At 56.6% G+C, this 14,313-nt stretch carries 12 protein-coding genes, 1 tRNA gene and 1 pseudogene; 13 read left to right on the forward strand and 1 reads right to left on the reverse strand.

What is annotated here, in order from left to right; translation table 11 throughout:
- The first annotated feature begins 112 nt into the window (after positions 1-112).
- The 6 genes from rpsU (at position 113) to FEZ62_RS00245 (ending at position 9,723) form a co-directional block, all read left to right on the forward strand.
- A complete protein-coding gene (gene rpsU, locus FEZ62_RS00220) occupies positions 113-328 on the forward strand; it encodes a 30S ribosomal protein S21 (RefSeq protein ID WP_003296736.1) in 216 nt (71 codons plus the stop codon).
- Between the two features lie 174 nt (positions 329-502).
- Positions 503-2,491, forward strand: a complete 1,989-nt coding sequence (gene dnaG / locus FEZ62_RS00225) for a DNA primase (RefSeq protein ID WP_172926434.1) — start codon at positions 503-505, stop codon at positions 2,489-2,491.
- Between the two features lie 67 nt (positions 2,492-2,558).
- The gene (gene rpoD, locus FEZ62_RS00230) at positions 2,559-4,403 is read left to right on the forward strand and encodes an RNA polymerase sigma factor RpoD (protein ID WP_069902598.1); all 1,845 of its coding nucleotides are present in this window, start codon (positions 2,559-2,561) and stop codon (positions 4,401-4,403) included.
- A 94-nt stretch (positions 4,404-4,497) separates the two neighbouring features.
- Positions 4,498-8,445, forward strand: a complete 3,948-nt coding sequence (locus tag FEZ62_RS00235) for an EAL domain-containing protein (protein WP_242454846.1) — start codon at positions 4,498-4,500, stop codon at positions 8,443-8,445.
- Positions 8,446-8,460: 15 nt separating this feature from the next.
- Positions 8,461-8,537: transfer RNA gene (locus FEZ62_RS00240), tRNA-Ile, on the forward strand.
- A 127-nt stretch (positions 8,538-8,664) separates the two neighbouring features.
- Positions 8,665-9,723, forward strand: a complete 1,059-nt coding sequence (locus FEZ62_RS00245; protein ID WP_172926435.1) for a site-specific integrase — start codon at positions 8,665-8,667, stop codon at positions 9,721-9,723.
- Here FEZ62_RS00245 and FEZ62_RS00250 read toward each other — a convergent pair.
- On the reverse strand, positions 9,703-10,671 hold the full coding sequence (locus FEZ62_RS00250) for a hypothetical protein (protein ID WP_172926436.1): 969 nt from the start codon (positions 10,669-10,671) through the stop codon (positions 9,703-9,705). The genes FEZ62_RS00245 and FEZ62_RS00250 overlap by 21 nt on opposite strands.
- 162 nt (positions 10,672-10,833) lie before the next feature.
- On the opposite strand from FEZ62_RS00250, the gene FEZ62_RS00255 reads away from it, so the two are divergent.
- The 7 genes and pseudogenes from FEZ62_RS00255 to FEZ62_RS20815 all read left to right on the forward strand — a co-directional run bounded on the left by FEZ62_RS00255 (position 10,834) and on the right by FEZ62_RS20815 (position 14,207).
- A complete protein-coding gene (locus tag FEZ62_RS00255) occupies positions 10,834-11,061 on the forward strand; it encodes a hypothetical protein (protein WP_172926437.1) in 228 nt (75 codons plus the stop codon).
- A 30-nt stretch (positions 11,062-11,091) separates the two neighbouring features.
- Positions 11,092-11,871, forward strand: a complete 780-nt coding sequence (locus tag FEZ62_RS00260; protein ID WP_172926438.1) for a helix-turn-helix domain-containing protein — start codon at positions 11,092-11,094, stop codon at positions 11,869-11,871.
- 270 nt (positions 11,872-12,141) lie between these two features.
- On the forward strand, positions 12,142-12,342 hold the full coding sequence (locus FEZ62_RS00265; RefSeq protein WP_172926439.1) for an AbrB/MazE/SpoVT family DNA-binding domain-containing protein: 201 nt from the start codon (positions 12,142-12,144) through the stop codon (positions 12,340-12,342).
- On the forward strand, positions 12,335-13,315 hold the full coding sequence (locus FEZ62_RS00270; protein WP_172926440.1) for a tyrosine-type recombinase/integrase: 981 nt from the start codon (positions 12,335-12,337) through the stop codon (positions 13,313-13,315). The genes FEZ62_RS00265 and FEZ62_RS00270 overlap by 8 nt, the downstream gene beginning before the upstream one ends.
- A gap of 8 nt (positions 13,316-13,323) precedes the next feature.
- Positions 13,324-13,581 carry a hypothetical protein gene (locus FEZ62_RS00275; protein ID WP_172926441.1) on the forward strand — a complete coding sequence of 86 codons (258 nt, stop codon included), beginning with the start codon at positions 13,324-13,326 and terminating at the stop codon, positions 13,579-13,581.
- Positions 13,578-13,964 (forward strand): annotated as a pseudogene (locus FEZ62_RS20660) (antitoxin Xre/MbcA/ParS toxin-binding domain-containing protein); the annotation flags it as partial. The gene FEZ62_RS00275 and the pseudogene FEZ62_RS20660, both read left to right, overlap by 4 nt.
- Before the next feature lie 15 nt (positions 13,965-13,979).
- Positions 13,980-14,207 carry an MbcA/ParS/Xre antitoxin family protein gene (locus FEZ62_RS20815; RefSeq protein ID WP_274600606.1) on the forward strand — a complete coding sequence of 76 codons (228 nt, stop codon included), beginning with the start codon at positions 13,980-13,982 and terminating at the stop codon, positions 14,205-14,207.
- The last annotated feature ends 106 nt before the right edge of the window (positions 14,208-14,313 follow it).

Here is a 14,313-nt window from a genome sequence, read left to right on the forward strand (position 1 = left end):
TTTGCATTCGCCGCGATGAAGCGGTAATATCCGCAACCCTTGAAAACCAACGTTCTTCAGAGCCAAGGCTAGAAGTACGTTACCCACGGAATTAAACGAAGGTACGACCTGGATGCCAGCCGTCAAAGTTAAAGAGAATGAACCCTTCGACGTAGCCCTGCGTCGCTTCAAACGCTCCTGTGAAAAAGCCGGTGTTCTGGCTGAAGTTCGCAGCCGCGAATTCTACGAAAAGCCGACTTCAGAGCGTAAGCGCAAAGCAGCTGCTGCTGTTAAGCGTCACGCCAAGAAAGTTCAGCGCGAGCAGCGCCGCAGCGTTCGTCTGTACTAATACCGTACAGCACGTCGCCGCAGTGAGCATTGCCCGGCCTAGGCCGGGTTTTGCTATTTAAGCCTGCACACATCGTAGAATACCGATACTCCGCACACCGTTGGGTGATGTTCGGAGTTTTTTGCTTTCCAGTTAACAGCAACGCTGCGTGATGCGGCAGTATTCTGGGTGCCTATGGCCGGCCTGATCCCTCAGTCTTTTATTGATGACTTGCTCAACCGCACCGACATTGTCGACGTGGTCAGCTCACGCGTTCAACTAAAGAAAACCGGCAAGAACTACACCGCCTGCTGCCCTTTTCATAAAGAAAAGACCCCATCATTCAGCGTCAGCCCGGACAAACAGTTTTACTACTGCTTTGGCTGTGGCGCGGGCGGTAATGCGCTCGGCTTCCTCATGGATCACGATCAACTGGACTTTCCCCAGGCGATCGAGGATCTGGCCAAGAGCGCCGGCATGGAAGTGCCGCGCGAGGAAGGCGCACGCAGCAACAAGCCACGCCAGCCCACCGACTCGCCGCTGTATCCGCTCCTGACTGCCGCCGCCGACTATTACCGGCAAGCACTCAAGAGCCACCCGCAGCGCCGCGCCGCCGTCGACTACCTGAAAGGCCGCGGCTTGTCCGGCGAGATCGCCCGCGACTTTGGCCTGGGTTTCGCTCCGCCTGGCTGGGATAACCTGCACAAGCATCTGGGCGGCGACAGCCTGCAGATCAAAGCCATGATCGACGCCGGCCTGCTAGTCGAGAACACTGAGACCGGCAAACGCTACGACCGCTTCCGCGACCGGGTAATTTTCCCGATTCGCGACAGCCGTGGCCGCGTGATCGCATTTGGTGGCCGGGTACTCGGCGATGACAAACCCAAGTACCTGAACTCGCCGGAAACACCGGTATTTCATAAAGGCCAGGAACTCTACGGACTATTCGAAGCCCGCAAGAGCAATCGCGATCTCGACGAGATCATGGTCGTTGAAGGCTACATGGACGTCATCGCCCTCGCCCAAGAAGGCTTGCGCAACGCCGTCGCAACACTGGGCACCGCCACCAGCGAAGAGCACCTGAAACGTCTGTTTCGCCTGGTTCCCAGCGTGCTGTTCTGCTTCGACGGTGATGGCGCAGGCCGCAAGGCTGCATGGCGAGCACTGGAAGCGACCCTGCCCAACCTAAAAGACGGGCTGCGTGCGCGCTTTCTGTTTCTGCCAGACGGCGAAGACCCGGACACACTGGTGCGCAGCGAAGGCACCGATGCTTTCCGCGCCCGTATCAATCAGCACGCACAGCCACTGGCCGACTATTTCTTCCAGCAGTTGAGCGACGAGGCCGACCCGCGCTCCCTCGAGGGCAAAGCGCATTTAGTCACTCTCGCCGCACCGCTGATCGACAAAATCCCGGGCAATAACCTGCGCATCCTGATGCGCCAGCGCCTGACCGAGATCACCGGACTCAACAGCGAAGCCATGAGCCAGCTGAGCCCCACCAACAATTCAACACCCAGCGCCCCCATTCATTCCAGCAGCGCACCCAACGAACACTTCGATATTCCAGACAGCGCCTACCATGACATGGCGCCCAGCTATACTGAATACGAGCCAATGCCTGCGCAGCCCGCTTTTGAACAAAACTTCAAAGCCGGCAACAAAGACAAAGGCGCCTGGAAAAAGCAGGATGGCAAGTGGAGCAAAAAGGGCCGTGACGACTTTCAACCTCGCCAGCCCCGCACTGCCGTCAGCGTTGAATCACCGCGCCTGAGCGCCTTGAGAACCCTGCTGCATCATCCAGAATTGGCGCATAAAGTCGACGATGTCAGCCATTTCGCTGCAGAAGACGACACCTATGCGCAATTGCTGGTCGCCCTGCTCGGCGCCCTGCAGAAGAACGCCCAGCTCAGCCCGCTGCAACTGATTGCGCGCTGGCACGGCACCGAACAAGGCCGTTTATTGCAGGCTTTGGCAGAAAAGGAATGGTTGATTTCAGCCGATAACCTTGAACAACAGTTTTTCGACACTATAACTACACTTGTAGCCCGCCAACGCGAACGCAGTTTGGAACATTTACTGCTTAAAGCGCGCCAGAGTGAATTGAGCGCAGAGGAGAAAGATCAACTGCGCAACCTGTTAAACCGCACAACCTCGCCAGTAATTCTAAGCCCAACTGGCGCGTGAGGGAGTTTCTCGGGTATAATCCGCGGCTTGTTTTTAGCCCGCCAAGACCTTCAGTGGATAGGGTGTTATGTCCGTAAAAGCGCAACAGCAATCTCGTTTGAAAGAATTGATCAGCCGTGGTCGTGAGCAGGGTTACCTGACTTACGCGGAGGTCAATGACCACCTGCCGGAAGATATTTCCGATCCGGAACAGGTGGAAGACATCATCCGCATGATTAACGACATGGGGATCAACGTATTCGAGAGTGCTCCGGATGCTGACGCCCTGTTGTTGGCGGAAGCGGATACCGATGAAGCTGCAGCAGAAGAAGCCGCAGCAGCACTCGCAGCCGTTGAGACCGATATCGGTCGCACCACCGACCCGGTGCGCATGTACATGCGGGAAATGGGTACTGTCGAATTGCTTACCCGCGAAGGCGAGATCGAAATCGCTAAACGCATAGAGGAAGGCATCCGGGAAGTCATGGGCGCTATCGCTCATTTTCCTGGCACCGTCGAGAGTATTCTTGCCGAATACAACCGCGTTACCACCGAAGGTGGGCGTCTGGTCGAAGTCTTGAATGGCTATATCGACCCGGACGATGGCATCGCGCCTGCCGCAGAAGCTCCAGCACCCATCCCTGCGAAGGAAGGTGCGGCTGATGACGACAATGACGATGACGACGCAGACGATAGCGAAGACGAAGAAGAAGGCGATGGCGGCCCGGATCCGGAAGAGGCACTGCGCCGCTTCACGGCTATCGGCGAGCAACTCGACATTGCCAAGCAAGCGCTGAAAAAGCATGGCCGTGGCAGTAAGCAGGCGAACGCCGAGCTGAAAGAACTGGCTACGCTGTTCATGCCGATCAAACTCGTGCCCAAGCAATACGAAGCACTGGTTGTTCGTCTGCGTGGTGCACTTGACCGTTTGCGCGGCCAAGAGCGCGCAATCATGCAAATCTGCGTCCGTGATGCTCGCATGCCTCGTACAGATTTCCTGCGCCTGTTCCCAGGCAATGAAATTGACGAGACCTGGGCAGCCGGACTGGCCAAAGGCAAGGCGAAATACGCCGAAGCCATTGGCGAGCGCGAAGCTGATATTCAGCGTTGCCAACAGAAGCTGATTGCCCTGCAGGAAGAGTGTGAACTCACCCTGGCCGAGATCAAGGACATCAACCGTCGCATGTCGATCGGTGAAGCCAAGGCTCGTCGCGCCAAGAAAGAAATGGTCGAGGCCAACCTGCGTCTGGTTATCTCGATCGCCAAGAAGTACACCAACCGTGGCTTGCAGTTCCTCGACCTGATCCAGGAAGGCAACATCGGTTTGATGAAAGCGGTAGACAAGTTCGAATACCGCCGCGGTTACAAGTTTTCGACCTACGCCACTTGGTGGATTCGTCAGGCGATCACTCGCTCCATTGCTGACCAGGCGCGGACTATCCGTATTCCTGTGCACATGATCGAGACGATCAACAAGCTCAACCGTATCTCGCGCCAGATGTTGCAAGAGATGGGTCGTGAACCGACGCCGGAAGAGCTGGGCGAACGCATGGAAATGCCTGAGGACAAAATCCGCAAGGTATTGAAGATCGCTAAAGAGCCGATCTCCATGGAAACACCGATTGGTGACGACGAAGATTCGCATCTGGGCGATTTCATTGAAGACGCCACCATGCAATCGCCAATTGATGTGGCGACCGTGGAAAGTCTCAAAGAAGCCACCCGCGAAGTACTCGCCGGCCTCACAGCACGTGAAGCCAAGGTACTGCGCATGCGTTTCGGCATCGACATGAATACCGACCACACCCTTGAGGAAGTCGGTAAGCAGTTCGATGTAACGCGTGAGCGTATTCGTCAGATCGAAGCCAAAGCACTGCGCAAGCTGCGCCACCCGACGAGAAGCGAGCACCTGCGCTCCTTCCTCGACGAGTAAGGCTTAACCGCATCATCTATCAGCCCTCCGGCCTCAAAACCGGGGGGCTTTTAGTTTCTGGCGTGCAACTGCGCAATCCGGCTAAGATCAAGCTATGCCCACGCAGAATGAGAACCGCATGCCGCGAATTGCCGCTGCCATTCTTTTGTACTTGGCGTGCTCTGTAGCGCAGCCCTGGACGCCCCTCGCTCTGGCCGCGAATGATGGATCGGCCACACAAACGCCCCTGCAAGAGGGATCGGCTGCTGGGCGGACTTTCTCGGAAGAGCCTGCCGCAGGGGTGCCTGCCACAGGTTTGCCTGCCACAGGGTTGCCTGCCGCAAGGTCGCCTGCCGCAGACCACACACAGCAGGATGCATTGGCGAAGCTGGGCCTCACGGCAGAAGAAAAGGCCTGGCTTGCGCAACATCCCACGCTGCGTCTTGGCACCGATCCTAGCTGGCCGCCTTTCGAGTTTACCGGCGCGAACAATAGCTACCTTGGCCTGTCCGCGGAATACGTGCGCCTGATCGAGCAACGCCTGAATATAAAGTTAGAGCACGTTGAGCCAGGCAACTGGAGCGCCGTGCTTGAGCAAGCTAAAAACGCCAAGATTGACTTGCTGCCTGGCGTTATGGCAACACCCGATCGCATCAAGACGCTGGCATTTACCCGTCCCTATCTCGACTTTCCAATCGTAATTCTCGCCCGCGAGGACGGCCCACACCCCGACAGCATCCGTGCGCTTTACGGGTTAAAAGTAGCGGTCGTTAAAAACTACGCGCCCGATGAGTTGCTACGCCAGCAACATCCAGACCTCAACCTGTTGCAAGTCCCAAGCGTTAACGCTGGCCTTCAAGCGTTGGCTACAGGCCGGGCCGACGTTCTGATCAGTGACATTGCATCAAGTACCTGGAGCCTGCATCAGCAGAAAATCGACAACCTGATCATCAGCGGCGAAACGCCCTATCGCTACCAACTGGCGATGGCGGTACCAAAACAGAATGCGATTTTCGTCGAGATACTCGACAAGCTTTTTGCCAGCCTGACCCCAGGCGAGCAGATCGCCCTTCAGGAACCCTGGGTCGGCGGCAAGCTGCAATACAACAACACCTGGCAAACACTGCTGGATTACGGCCTGCCAGCCCTGCTCATATTGCTGGCGATTCTGGCGCTGACGCTGATGATAAACCGGCGCATGAGCGGGGAGATTGCACGGCGGACCACGCTTGAACACGAACTGCGCTGCAGCGAGGCGCATTACCGCCGGCTGGTTGAAAACCTCTCCGCCGTGACCTGGGAGGCGGCCATTGGCGAGACGGCCTATCGCTACGTCTCGCCGCACGCTGAAAAGCTACTGGGCTACTCACTGGAGCAATGGCGCCAAGCAGACTTCTGGCCCCTCAAACTGCACCCGCAAGACCATCAACAGACCACTCAAACCCGGCGGGCAGAGACTGCTGCCGGCCGTGATCACACACTCGAATACCGAATGATTGCCGCCGATGGCCAAACCGTGTGGATTCGAGAAATCGTCACCATCGACACCGCACAAGAGCAGCCAACCTTACGCGGCCTGATGATCGACATCAGCGAAGCCAAACATATCGAACAGGCCAAACGCACCTCCGAACTCAAGTTCTCGCTGGTCTTCCAGAACTGCCCGGACGTGATGATCATCAGCCAGCGCGAGGATGGCCGCATCATTGATGCCAACTACGCCTTCGAGCAGCAGACGGGAATATCGCGCAGCGAGGCACTGGGCAAAACCGCAACCGAGATGAACCTCTGGAGCCTGCCCAACACCGGCCCGGAATTAATCCGCCGACTGAACAACGGCGAAAGTTTGAGCAACATCGAAATGCCCTTTCAACTCCGTAACGGCAACAAGCTCACCGGCTTGCTCTCGGTGCAGGCATTTCAGCTGGACGAGGTACCGGTGCTCATCGCCATCGTACGCGACATCACCCAACTCAAGCGCACTCAGAAACAGCTGCAAACCTCGGAAGAGAAATTCGCCAAGGCCTTCCACGCCTCACCCGACGGCATGCTCATCACCCGCCTCGAAGATGGCCTGCTGATAGACGCCAACCTGGGTTTTGAACAAATCACCGGCTACAACCGCGAAGTCCTCAGCCATAAAACCACCGTGGAACTTGGCCTCTGGGCGAAACCCACAGACCGCGACAAACTGATCGAACAGATCAAGACCGTCGGCAGCGTACGCCGGCAAACATCACGCATCCGCCATCGCAATGGCAACCTGTGCATCTGTGAGATTTCCGCGCAAATGATCCAGATCGGTGAGCAGAGTTGCCTGCTGAGCATTATTCGCGACATCACCGAACGCGAGAGCATGCAGGCTAAATTGCAACTGGCCGCCACTGTGTTTGAAAGCACGATTGAAGGTGTGGTCATCACCGACACCCAGCAGCGCATCACCGCCATCAACCATGCATTCAGCGAAATCACTGGCTACAGCGAAGCCCAAGCTCTGGGCCAAACGCCACGTATTCTGGCCTCCGGCCAACATGACCGCGAGTTCTTCAGCGAGATGTGGCAGCGCCTGAATGAACATGGCCATTGGCAAGGCGAGGTATGGAACCGGCGCCTGAATAACGAAAGTTTCCCAGCTTGGCTGACCATAAACGAGGTGCGCGACAATGAGAGCAACCTGAGCCATTACGTTGGCGTGATAGCAGACATCACACCACTGAAACAGGCTCAGGCGCGTCTCGATTATCAGGCCCACCACGACCCGCTCACCGGCTTACCCAACCGGCTGCTATTTGAAACGCGCCTCAGCGCCGCCTTGCGTGACGCTCAGGCAGATAACCAAAACGGCGCCGTTTTGTTCCTCGACCTCGACCGCTTCAAACACATCAACGACAGCCTCGGTCATCCTGTCGGCGACCAGTTACTCGTCGTCATAGCCGAGCGCCTCAAGGAACAACTGCGCGACCTCGACACCGTGTCACGATTGGGCGGCGATGAGTTCATCATCCTGCTGCCCGGCCTCAACAACAGCCATGATGCCGAAACCATCGCCAACAAACTGCTCGCCTGCTTCACCGAGCCATTCAATATTCATGATCACACGTTCTACATCAGCGCCAGCATCGGCATCAGCCTCTACCCCGTAGACGGCGAAGACGTCGCCACAATCGTCAAAAACGCCGATGCCGCGATGTACCAGTCCAAAGCCAAAGGGCGCAATCGCGTAGAGCGCTACACCGTCGACCTGACCTCGAAATCCAGTGCGCGCATCAACCTGGAAACCGATTTGCGCCAGGCACTGGAACGCAACGAACTGGTGCTGCACTACCAACCAAAGCTCGACCTCGCCAGCCAAACCGTAATCGGCGCAGAAGCGCTGGTGCGCTGGAATCACCCCGAATACGGCACGATGCTCCCAGACCGTTTCATTCCGCTGGCCGAGGACACCGGGCTCATTCTGCCCCTAGGCGAATGGGTTCTGAATGAAGCCTGCCGGCAGTTGCATGAATGGCGACAGACCCACGCAGAATTCGGCCCGCTTTCGGTCAACTTATCCAGCCTGCAACTGCACCAGCCGCACCTGACAGAAACGATCAGCACCCTGCTTGAGCGCTACCAGTTGCCCGCGAACCTGCTGCAACTGGAGATCACCGAAACCTTCATAATGAACCGCACCGAAGGCGCTTTGCGCGCCCTGCACAAGCTCAAGAAATTAGGCCTGCAACTGGCGATAGATGACTTCGGCACCGGCTACTCATCACTCAGCTACTTGAAGCAGTTGCCGCTCGATGTGCTCAAAATCGACAAATCATTCGTCAGCGGCCTCCCCGCCGACCTCAGCGACGCCGCCATCAGCCGCGCCATCATCACCCTCGGCCGCAACCTCAACCTGACCGTCGTCGCCGAAGGCGTAGAGACCGACGCACAGGTGCAATTCCTCACCTCAGAAGGCTGCGAGCAAATACAAGGCTACATCGTCAGCCCCGCACTAACTGCTGGACAATTCGCAGATAAATTCCTTCATCCGCGCTCCACCCTTGGCACCACAGGAAAGGCACCGGTATAATCCGCACGCTTCTGAGGGCCCATAGCTCAGTTGGTTAGAGCAGAGGACTCATAATCCTTTGGTCCACGGTTCGAGTCCGTGTGGGCCCACCACCTTTAAAGCCGCGCACTGCGCGGCTTTTTCACATCTGCAGAAAAAACAGCTAGACCAGTCCTATAGTCCAAAGGTACAAATTCAGTACAGTGCCGGTATAGCGGCGCGCTTTTGGAGTAGGAAAATATGGCCACCATCGTAAAAACGGATGCCGGCACCTGGAAGGCCTTGGTACGCAAAACCGGGTGGCCGACCAACACCAAAACCTTCCGCACCAAGCGTGACGCCGAAGACTGGGCGCGCCGCACCGAAGACGAAATGGTCAGGGGCGTTTATATCCAGCGCAGCGGCTCCGAACGCATGACCTTAGAAATGGCACTGAGACGCTACCTCAGCGAAATCAGCCCAACCAAGAAGGCAACCACCCAGCGCGCCGAAGCCACCAAAGCCCAGCAACTGATCAGCCACCTGGGCAAATACTCCATGGCCGCCCTGTCGGCCGAGATCATCGCCAGCTATCGCGACACTCGCCTAGCCTCGATCACCAATCGCGGCAAGCCAACCAGCAACAACACCGTACGCCTGGAGCTAGCCCTACTCAGCCACCTGTTCACAGTGGCGATTCAGGAATGGGGGCTGGGCCTGAGCTTCAACCCAGTGCTGAACATCCGCAAACCCAGCCCCGGCGAAGGCCGCGACCGGCGCTTATCTGCCGAAGAAGAACGCCGCCTGCTGACTGCCGTGAACAATCACAGCAACCCCATGCTTGGCTGGATTGTCCGCATCGCCCTGGAAACAGGCATGCGCTCATCCGAGATCACATCCCTGCGCAGACACCAGGTCGATATGAAAAAGCGCGTGGTGCGCCTCTCAGACACCAAGAACGACAGCGCACGTACTGTGCCTCTCAGCAAATGGGCAACAGAGACCTTTGAAGCTGCGCTAAACAACCCAACACGCCCGATAGATTGCGACTTGGTGTTCTTTGGCGAGCCGGGCAAGGACGGCAAACGCCGCGCCTACAACTTCAACAAGACCTGGGGGGTGCTCAAGAAGAAACTAGGCATGGCTGACCTGCGCTTTCATGACCTGCGTCACGAAGCCGTCAGCCGACTAGTCGAGGGCGGATTATCCGACCAAGAGGTGTCCGCCATCAGCGGCCACAAGTCGATGCAGATGCTGAAACGCTATACGCATCTGCGTGCTGAAGATCTGGTTAGCAAGCTAGACAAGCTGACGCGCTGATCTAACCGCCTTTACCGGCCTACCGGCCCCAACCCTTCTTCCGCCCCAGTTAGCTCGGCGCTCTGCTGCAGCGCCCAACCACGCCTCGGCTCGAAGCAGAAGATCAAAAATGGCTTTCCTATCAGCCAGCAGTGAGCTGTGGAAAACCGCACGTTGCTCATTCAAGACACCAACTTCTAGGCTGTGCTCATCTAACGCGCGAATCACGGAGGGCAATACTGAGGCCTTTTCAGGTATACCAGTACGCCCAACTACAAACCGCCATACCAGCGGCCTATAGCGCTCAAGCCAAGGTGCAATGTCAGTGACCGCCTTCCACTGTGAACGTAGCTTTTCCCTTCTTGCGTGGCCTGAAAGGCGTCGAAGCTGCTCGTCAAACTGCGGCGACAGCTTACGACCAAACCAATAGCTATCACTGTCTCGTTGTGACTGCTGGACTGCCCCTCCAACTGGAACACGATGGATCCGACAGTACTTCTCTCCGCTCAAAACAAATCGCCAGCACATGGTGCAAAAACCTGGAGCTGGAAACGCCTTAGCATATTCAAAAAATACGTTTATCGCTGGAGCCATTGCCATCAGTTGCCCAAGCGAAACCAGCGCCGATGTCGATGAATGGCCAGGAAGATTGCTTAAGGAACGCCCCTTGTCGGCAAATGCCTCCCAACTAAGTTCTCGCCCACTCAGAAATGCATCTGCAGAGCGCAGTCCATCTATCAGGCGCTGACCACCTGGAAGCCCGGAGCAGCGCTCAACACCCTCAAGCTGCTCGCGGATATGCCTTTTGAGAATTTTCTTGAAAAGCAGTGGCCTCATGGCTTCTTTCACCGAATGGCGTGAAATATCAACGACCAGCGGGCGCCACATGCCCACGCGCTGCCATCCGAGAGACTTACAAAGGTGTAGCTCGAGAGCATGTTCCTGCCACAGGATTTTATTTGCATACACGCTGTGAGCGCCTCAGGTGCGAAATCAACAAAAATGCGAAAAAGCCCTACATCCCAATAAAGACAGGGGTCTACTCAAATTTCAAGTGGCAAATTTTAACTCTTAATCGACCTTGCGAAATGCCCCTAGGATTGAACCGTAACTGAACCGAGGAGAACCACCATGTCGACAACCCAACAAATACTGACCGAACGCTGCGGAATACTTATGAGCTACGAGCAACTCGGCGAGGTTATGCACCGAAGCCCGGAGGGACTGCGAATTACCCTCTCAGACAACAGAACCGATTGGGCCCGAAGCATCAACGCTGCAAAGAGGAAATGGGGACGTCGAGTACTTTTTCGCACAGCGGATATTGCGAAATTGATCGACGATGGCATCAAAAACTAACCATCCCAAACCTACTTCAGCAGCGTCCTTATGAGCATAAAAATCTCAAGTTTGGTCTGGGAACACTACCCGGCAGGCGGCAGCGAGCTGCTGACAGCCCTGGCGTACGCCGACCACGCACACGACAACGGCACTAATATCCGCCCCAGCGTCGCATATATCGCCAAGAAGACCCGACAGAGCGAACGAAGCGTTCGCCGCTACCTCGCTCAGATGCGTGAGAGTGGATGGCTACTCACTGTCAGACACGGGAATGGCGGTCGTGGGTTTGCGACAGAATATCGGATCAATCCCCTGTGGATAACTAACCCGGCCAAATTGTCACCCTTTGCAGCAGAGGCAAACGAAACCCTGAAAAAGCAGGAACATAAGGATGAAAGCAGAGGTAGCGAAAGCCTGACACCAGTGTCAGCCCAACCACCAGGAACCATAAAAGAACCTAAAACAGATCAAAGCAACCATCCCCAGGCACTCTCATTTCCCGATGAATTAACTGGCAGGAACCAAGCTGCTACCCAGAAACTGATCCAGCAATGCCCGGCGGACTTACGGCAACTCGTCCTCGATGAGATAGCGACCCTGCTAGAGGCAGGTAAAGTCCGAAACCCCATAGGGTTACTTCGAAAACTGGTTGCAGTGGCTCAAGTCGGAAAGTTCGTACCCAATACCAAGGCTCGTCAGCATGGGCCACGTAATGCTGAACACATGCAAGATCAGGAGCTCACTCCAGACAAACATGCAGGCCGTCAATTTCTCAATGAGCTGCAAGAGCTGCTCAAAAAGCACACTGTCCCCAAGAAATCCAAATAGCGGCCATCCAAAAAAATGAAAATTAATTGCTACCTACGAGCTCAGATAAATCAGCGTGCAGCACACAAAGCAGGCCACGCTGACCTTGAGGACAAAGCAAGCGAGACCATTACCCTAAAAAATACTAACGATAAAATAGGTTATCGGTAGTTAATTAGTGTTTTCTGCTACCCTACCCACCTGTGCCGTGGGACTGGTTGGTGAGGGCTCACCCTCACCTCTCCCTACGAGCGCTAATTACTTTCAGCGGCCATGCGAGGCTAAAGGCACATGACCTGGACGGTGAAGATAGAGCACGATGACGAGGACGGTGGCATTGTCCCGCTGCCGGATGAGTTGCTTGCAGAGCTTGGCGTGGGGGTCGGTGACTCACTCTATTTGAGCGAGCAGCATGATGCTGACGGTTCGCGATGTTTGATCCTCAGCAAAACGCCTCGGCCTTCTGACGGTGCTCATAACCAGGATGAATAACCCACTTAGCACTGCGAAATGCGCCTCGGGCGTTGCACTCACAGAGCGCCGACTGACGGCCGCTGAGTTTCAGGTACTGACAGAGGTACCTGCCGCCACTGAGTGGTTCGCCAACTTGGACAACCCACGTACCCGCAAAGCCTACCAGGGCGATCTGAGCGATTTTTGCCAGTTCATCGGTCTGACCGGGCCTGAGCAGTTCCGTGAGGTAACCCGCGCCCATGTACTGGCCTGGCGCGCCGCGCTGGAAGGCCGCGCACTCTCAGGGGCTACCGTCCGCCGCAAGCTCGCCGCTCTGGCCAGCCTGTTCGACCACCTGCTCGACAGCAACGCCGTCGCCGGTGGCAACCCGGTGCACGGGGTCAAGCGGCCGAAGATTGAAACCAACGAAGGCAAAACGCCGGCACTCGGTGATCACCAGGCCAAGGCGCTGCTCGACGCACCTGACCCGGGCACCCTGCAGGGGCTACGTGATCGCGCCGTACTGGCGGTGCTGCTGTACCACGGCTTACGCCGTGAAGAAGCCGCACGGCTCTACGTACAGGACATGCAGGAGCGCCGGGGCATCAAGCACCTGCGTGTGCACGGCAAGGGCGGCAAGTTGCGTTACCTGCCGATGCACCCGGTTGCCCTGGAGCGTATCCACTTTTACCTAGAGGCCTCCGGGCACCACCTGGTGCAGAGTGAGGCACCGTTATTTATGCCCTTGCGCGGCAAGGCAACGGGCGCAGGCCTTAGCGCGGATGGCATCTATGCCTTGGTCGGACGCTATGCCAAAGCGGCAGGCATCGAGGTCATGGGTTTGGGTGTACATGGCCTGCGCGCAACGGCGGCGACCAACGCCTTGGAAAATGAGGCCGACATTGCAAAGGTCCAGCAGTGGCTGGGCCACGCGAACATCAGCACCACGAAAATCTATGACCGGCGCAACTCGCGGCCGGAGGACTCGCCGACATTTAAAGTCCGCTACTGAGGTGACAGATGATTGAGTTTGAAACCGCACTCATTGCAGCCCTGTTGCTGCTCACAGACATTATCTGCAGCGGCATCGCGGCGTGGCGCTCGAATCCGCAGCTCAGTGTCATTTCTGGTAGCGCAACCAGCACAGGCGTCACCCTTGTTGTCGGCTCCATGGTCATGCCCGTGACTGCAGCTGCCATCTGTGCCGTGGTAATTGCGCTCTACCTAACCTGGCTGAAAACCATAGCGATCAAGCGACAGCAAGTGCTGATCACATGATCAGCCAGCCACAAGCCTTCATCGACACCCCTCAAGCGGGTAAGGTCGCGCTCGCATTCTTCTTTGGCTTGATGGAAAAGTGGGGCTGTTCAGTGGCCGAGCAGAAGGTACTACTCGGCTCGGTCGGCAATACCACCTACCACAAGTACAAGAGCCTGCCCGAGGTGCGCCTGAGCCATGATCTGATGGAGCGCATTTCCTACCTGATGGGTATTCACAAGTCGTTGAGGATCATCTTCAGCAACCAGGTGGAGAATGCCTATCACTGGGTAAGCAAGCCAAACCAGGCCGCTCCCTTCAACGGCCAAAGCGCGCTGCAGTTCATGCTGTCGGGCCGGATGACCGAGCTGGCCGATGTACGCCGCTATCTTGATGGAGTGCGCGTTTCGCAATGCGAAATGAAACCGGCATCGGGCGACTTAGTGAATACGCTACCAGACTATCTTGCCCAAGTTTTCGTCCTCGCCGACGAGGTGTTCGGAGACAACGCTGTGACCGCCGCATGGATGGCTACAGCTAACTATGGCCTGGGCGGTAATACGCCAACCTCCCTTTGCGAGACGGAGATTGGCACCCTCCAGGTAATCCGTGTTTTGCACGCAATCGAGTGGGGCGGTGTCGCGTGACGGCCAAAGTGCGCGCTGGCACAGCTCAATCAGCCCCTGAGCCACCCACACTCCTGGGTAATCAGATGAGCTGAAGTTGCTCCACCGTCCAAACGCTGTAATATGT

Origin of the sequence: Pseudomonas sp. MS19, assembly GCF_013277615.1 — a bacterium.
Classification (GTDB): Bacteria; Pseudomonadota; Gammaproteobacteria; order Pseudomonadales; family Pseudomonadaceae; genus Aquipseudomonas; species Aquipseudomonas marincola.

What these genes read in the sequence shown, in the direction of transcription:
- FEZ62_RS00235 (WP_242454846.1), top strand. Translation starts at nt 4,498, where the DNA reads ATGCCCACGCAGAATGAGAACCGCATGCCGCGAATTGCCGCTGCCATT.
- FEZ62_RS00245 (WP_172926435.1), top strand. Translation starts at nt 8,665, where the DNA reads ATGGCCACCATCGTAAAAACGGATGCCGGCACCTGGAAGGCCTTGGTA.
- rpsU (WP_003296736.1), top strand. Translation starts at nt 113, where the DNA reads ATGCCAGCCGTCAAAGTTAAAGAGAATGAACCCTTCGACGTAGCCCTG.
- FEZ62_RS20815 (WP_274600606.1), top strand. Translation starts at nt 13,980, where the DNA reads ATGAAACCGGCATCGGGCGACTTAGTGAATACGCTACCAGACTATCTT.
- rpoD (WP_069902598.1), top strand. Translation starts at nt 2,559, where the DNA reads ATGTCCGTAAAAGCGCAACAGCAATCTCGTTTGAAAGAATTGATCAGC.
- FEZ62_RS00275 (WP_172926441.1), top strand. Translation starts at nt 13,324, where the DNA reads ATGATTGAGTTTGAAACCGCACTCATTGCAGCCCTGTTGCTGCTCACA.
- FEZ62_RS00260 (WP_172926438.1), top strand. Translation starts at nt 11,092, where the DNA reads ATGAGCATAAAAATCTCAAGTTTGGTCTGGGAACACTACCCGGCAGGC.
- FEZ62_RS00265 (WP_172926439.1), top strand. Translation starts at nt 12,142, where the DNA reads ATGACCTGGACGGTGAAGATAGAGCACGATGACGAGGACGGTGGCATT.
- FEZ62_RS00270 (WP_172926440.1), top strand. Translation starts at nt 12,335, where the DNA reads ATGAATAACCCACTTAGCACTGCGAAATGCGCCTCGGGCGTTGCACTC.
- dnaG (WP_172926434.1), top strand. Translation starts at nt 503, where the DNA reads ATGGCCGGCCTGATCCCTCAGTCTTTTATTGATGACTTGCTCAACCGC.
- FEZ62_RS00255 (WP_172926437.1), top strand. Translation starts at nt 10,834, where the DNA reads ATGTCGACAACCCAACAAATACTGACCGAACGCTGCGGAATACTTATG.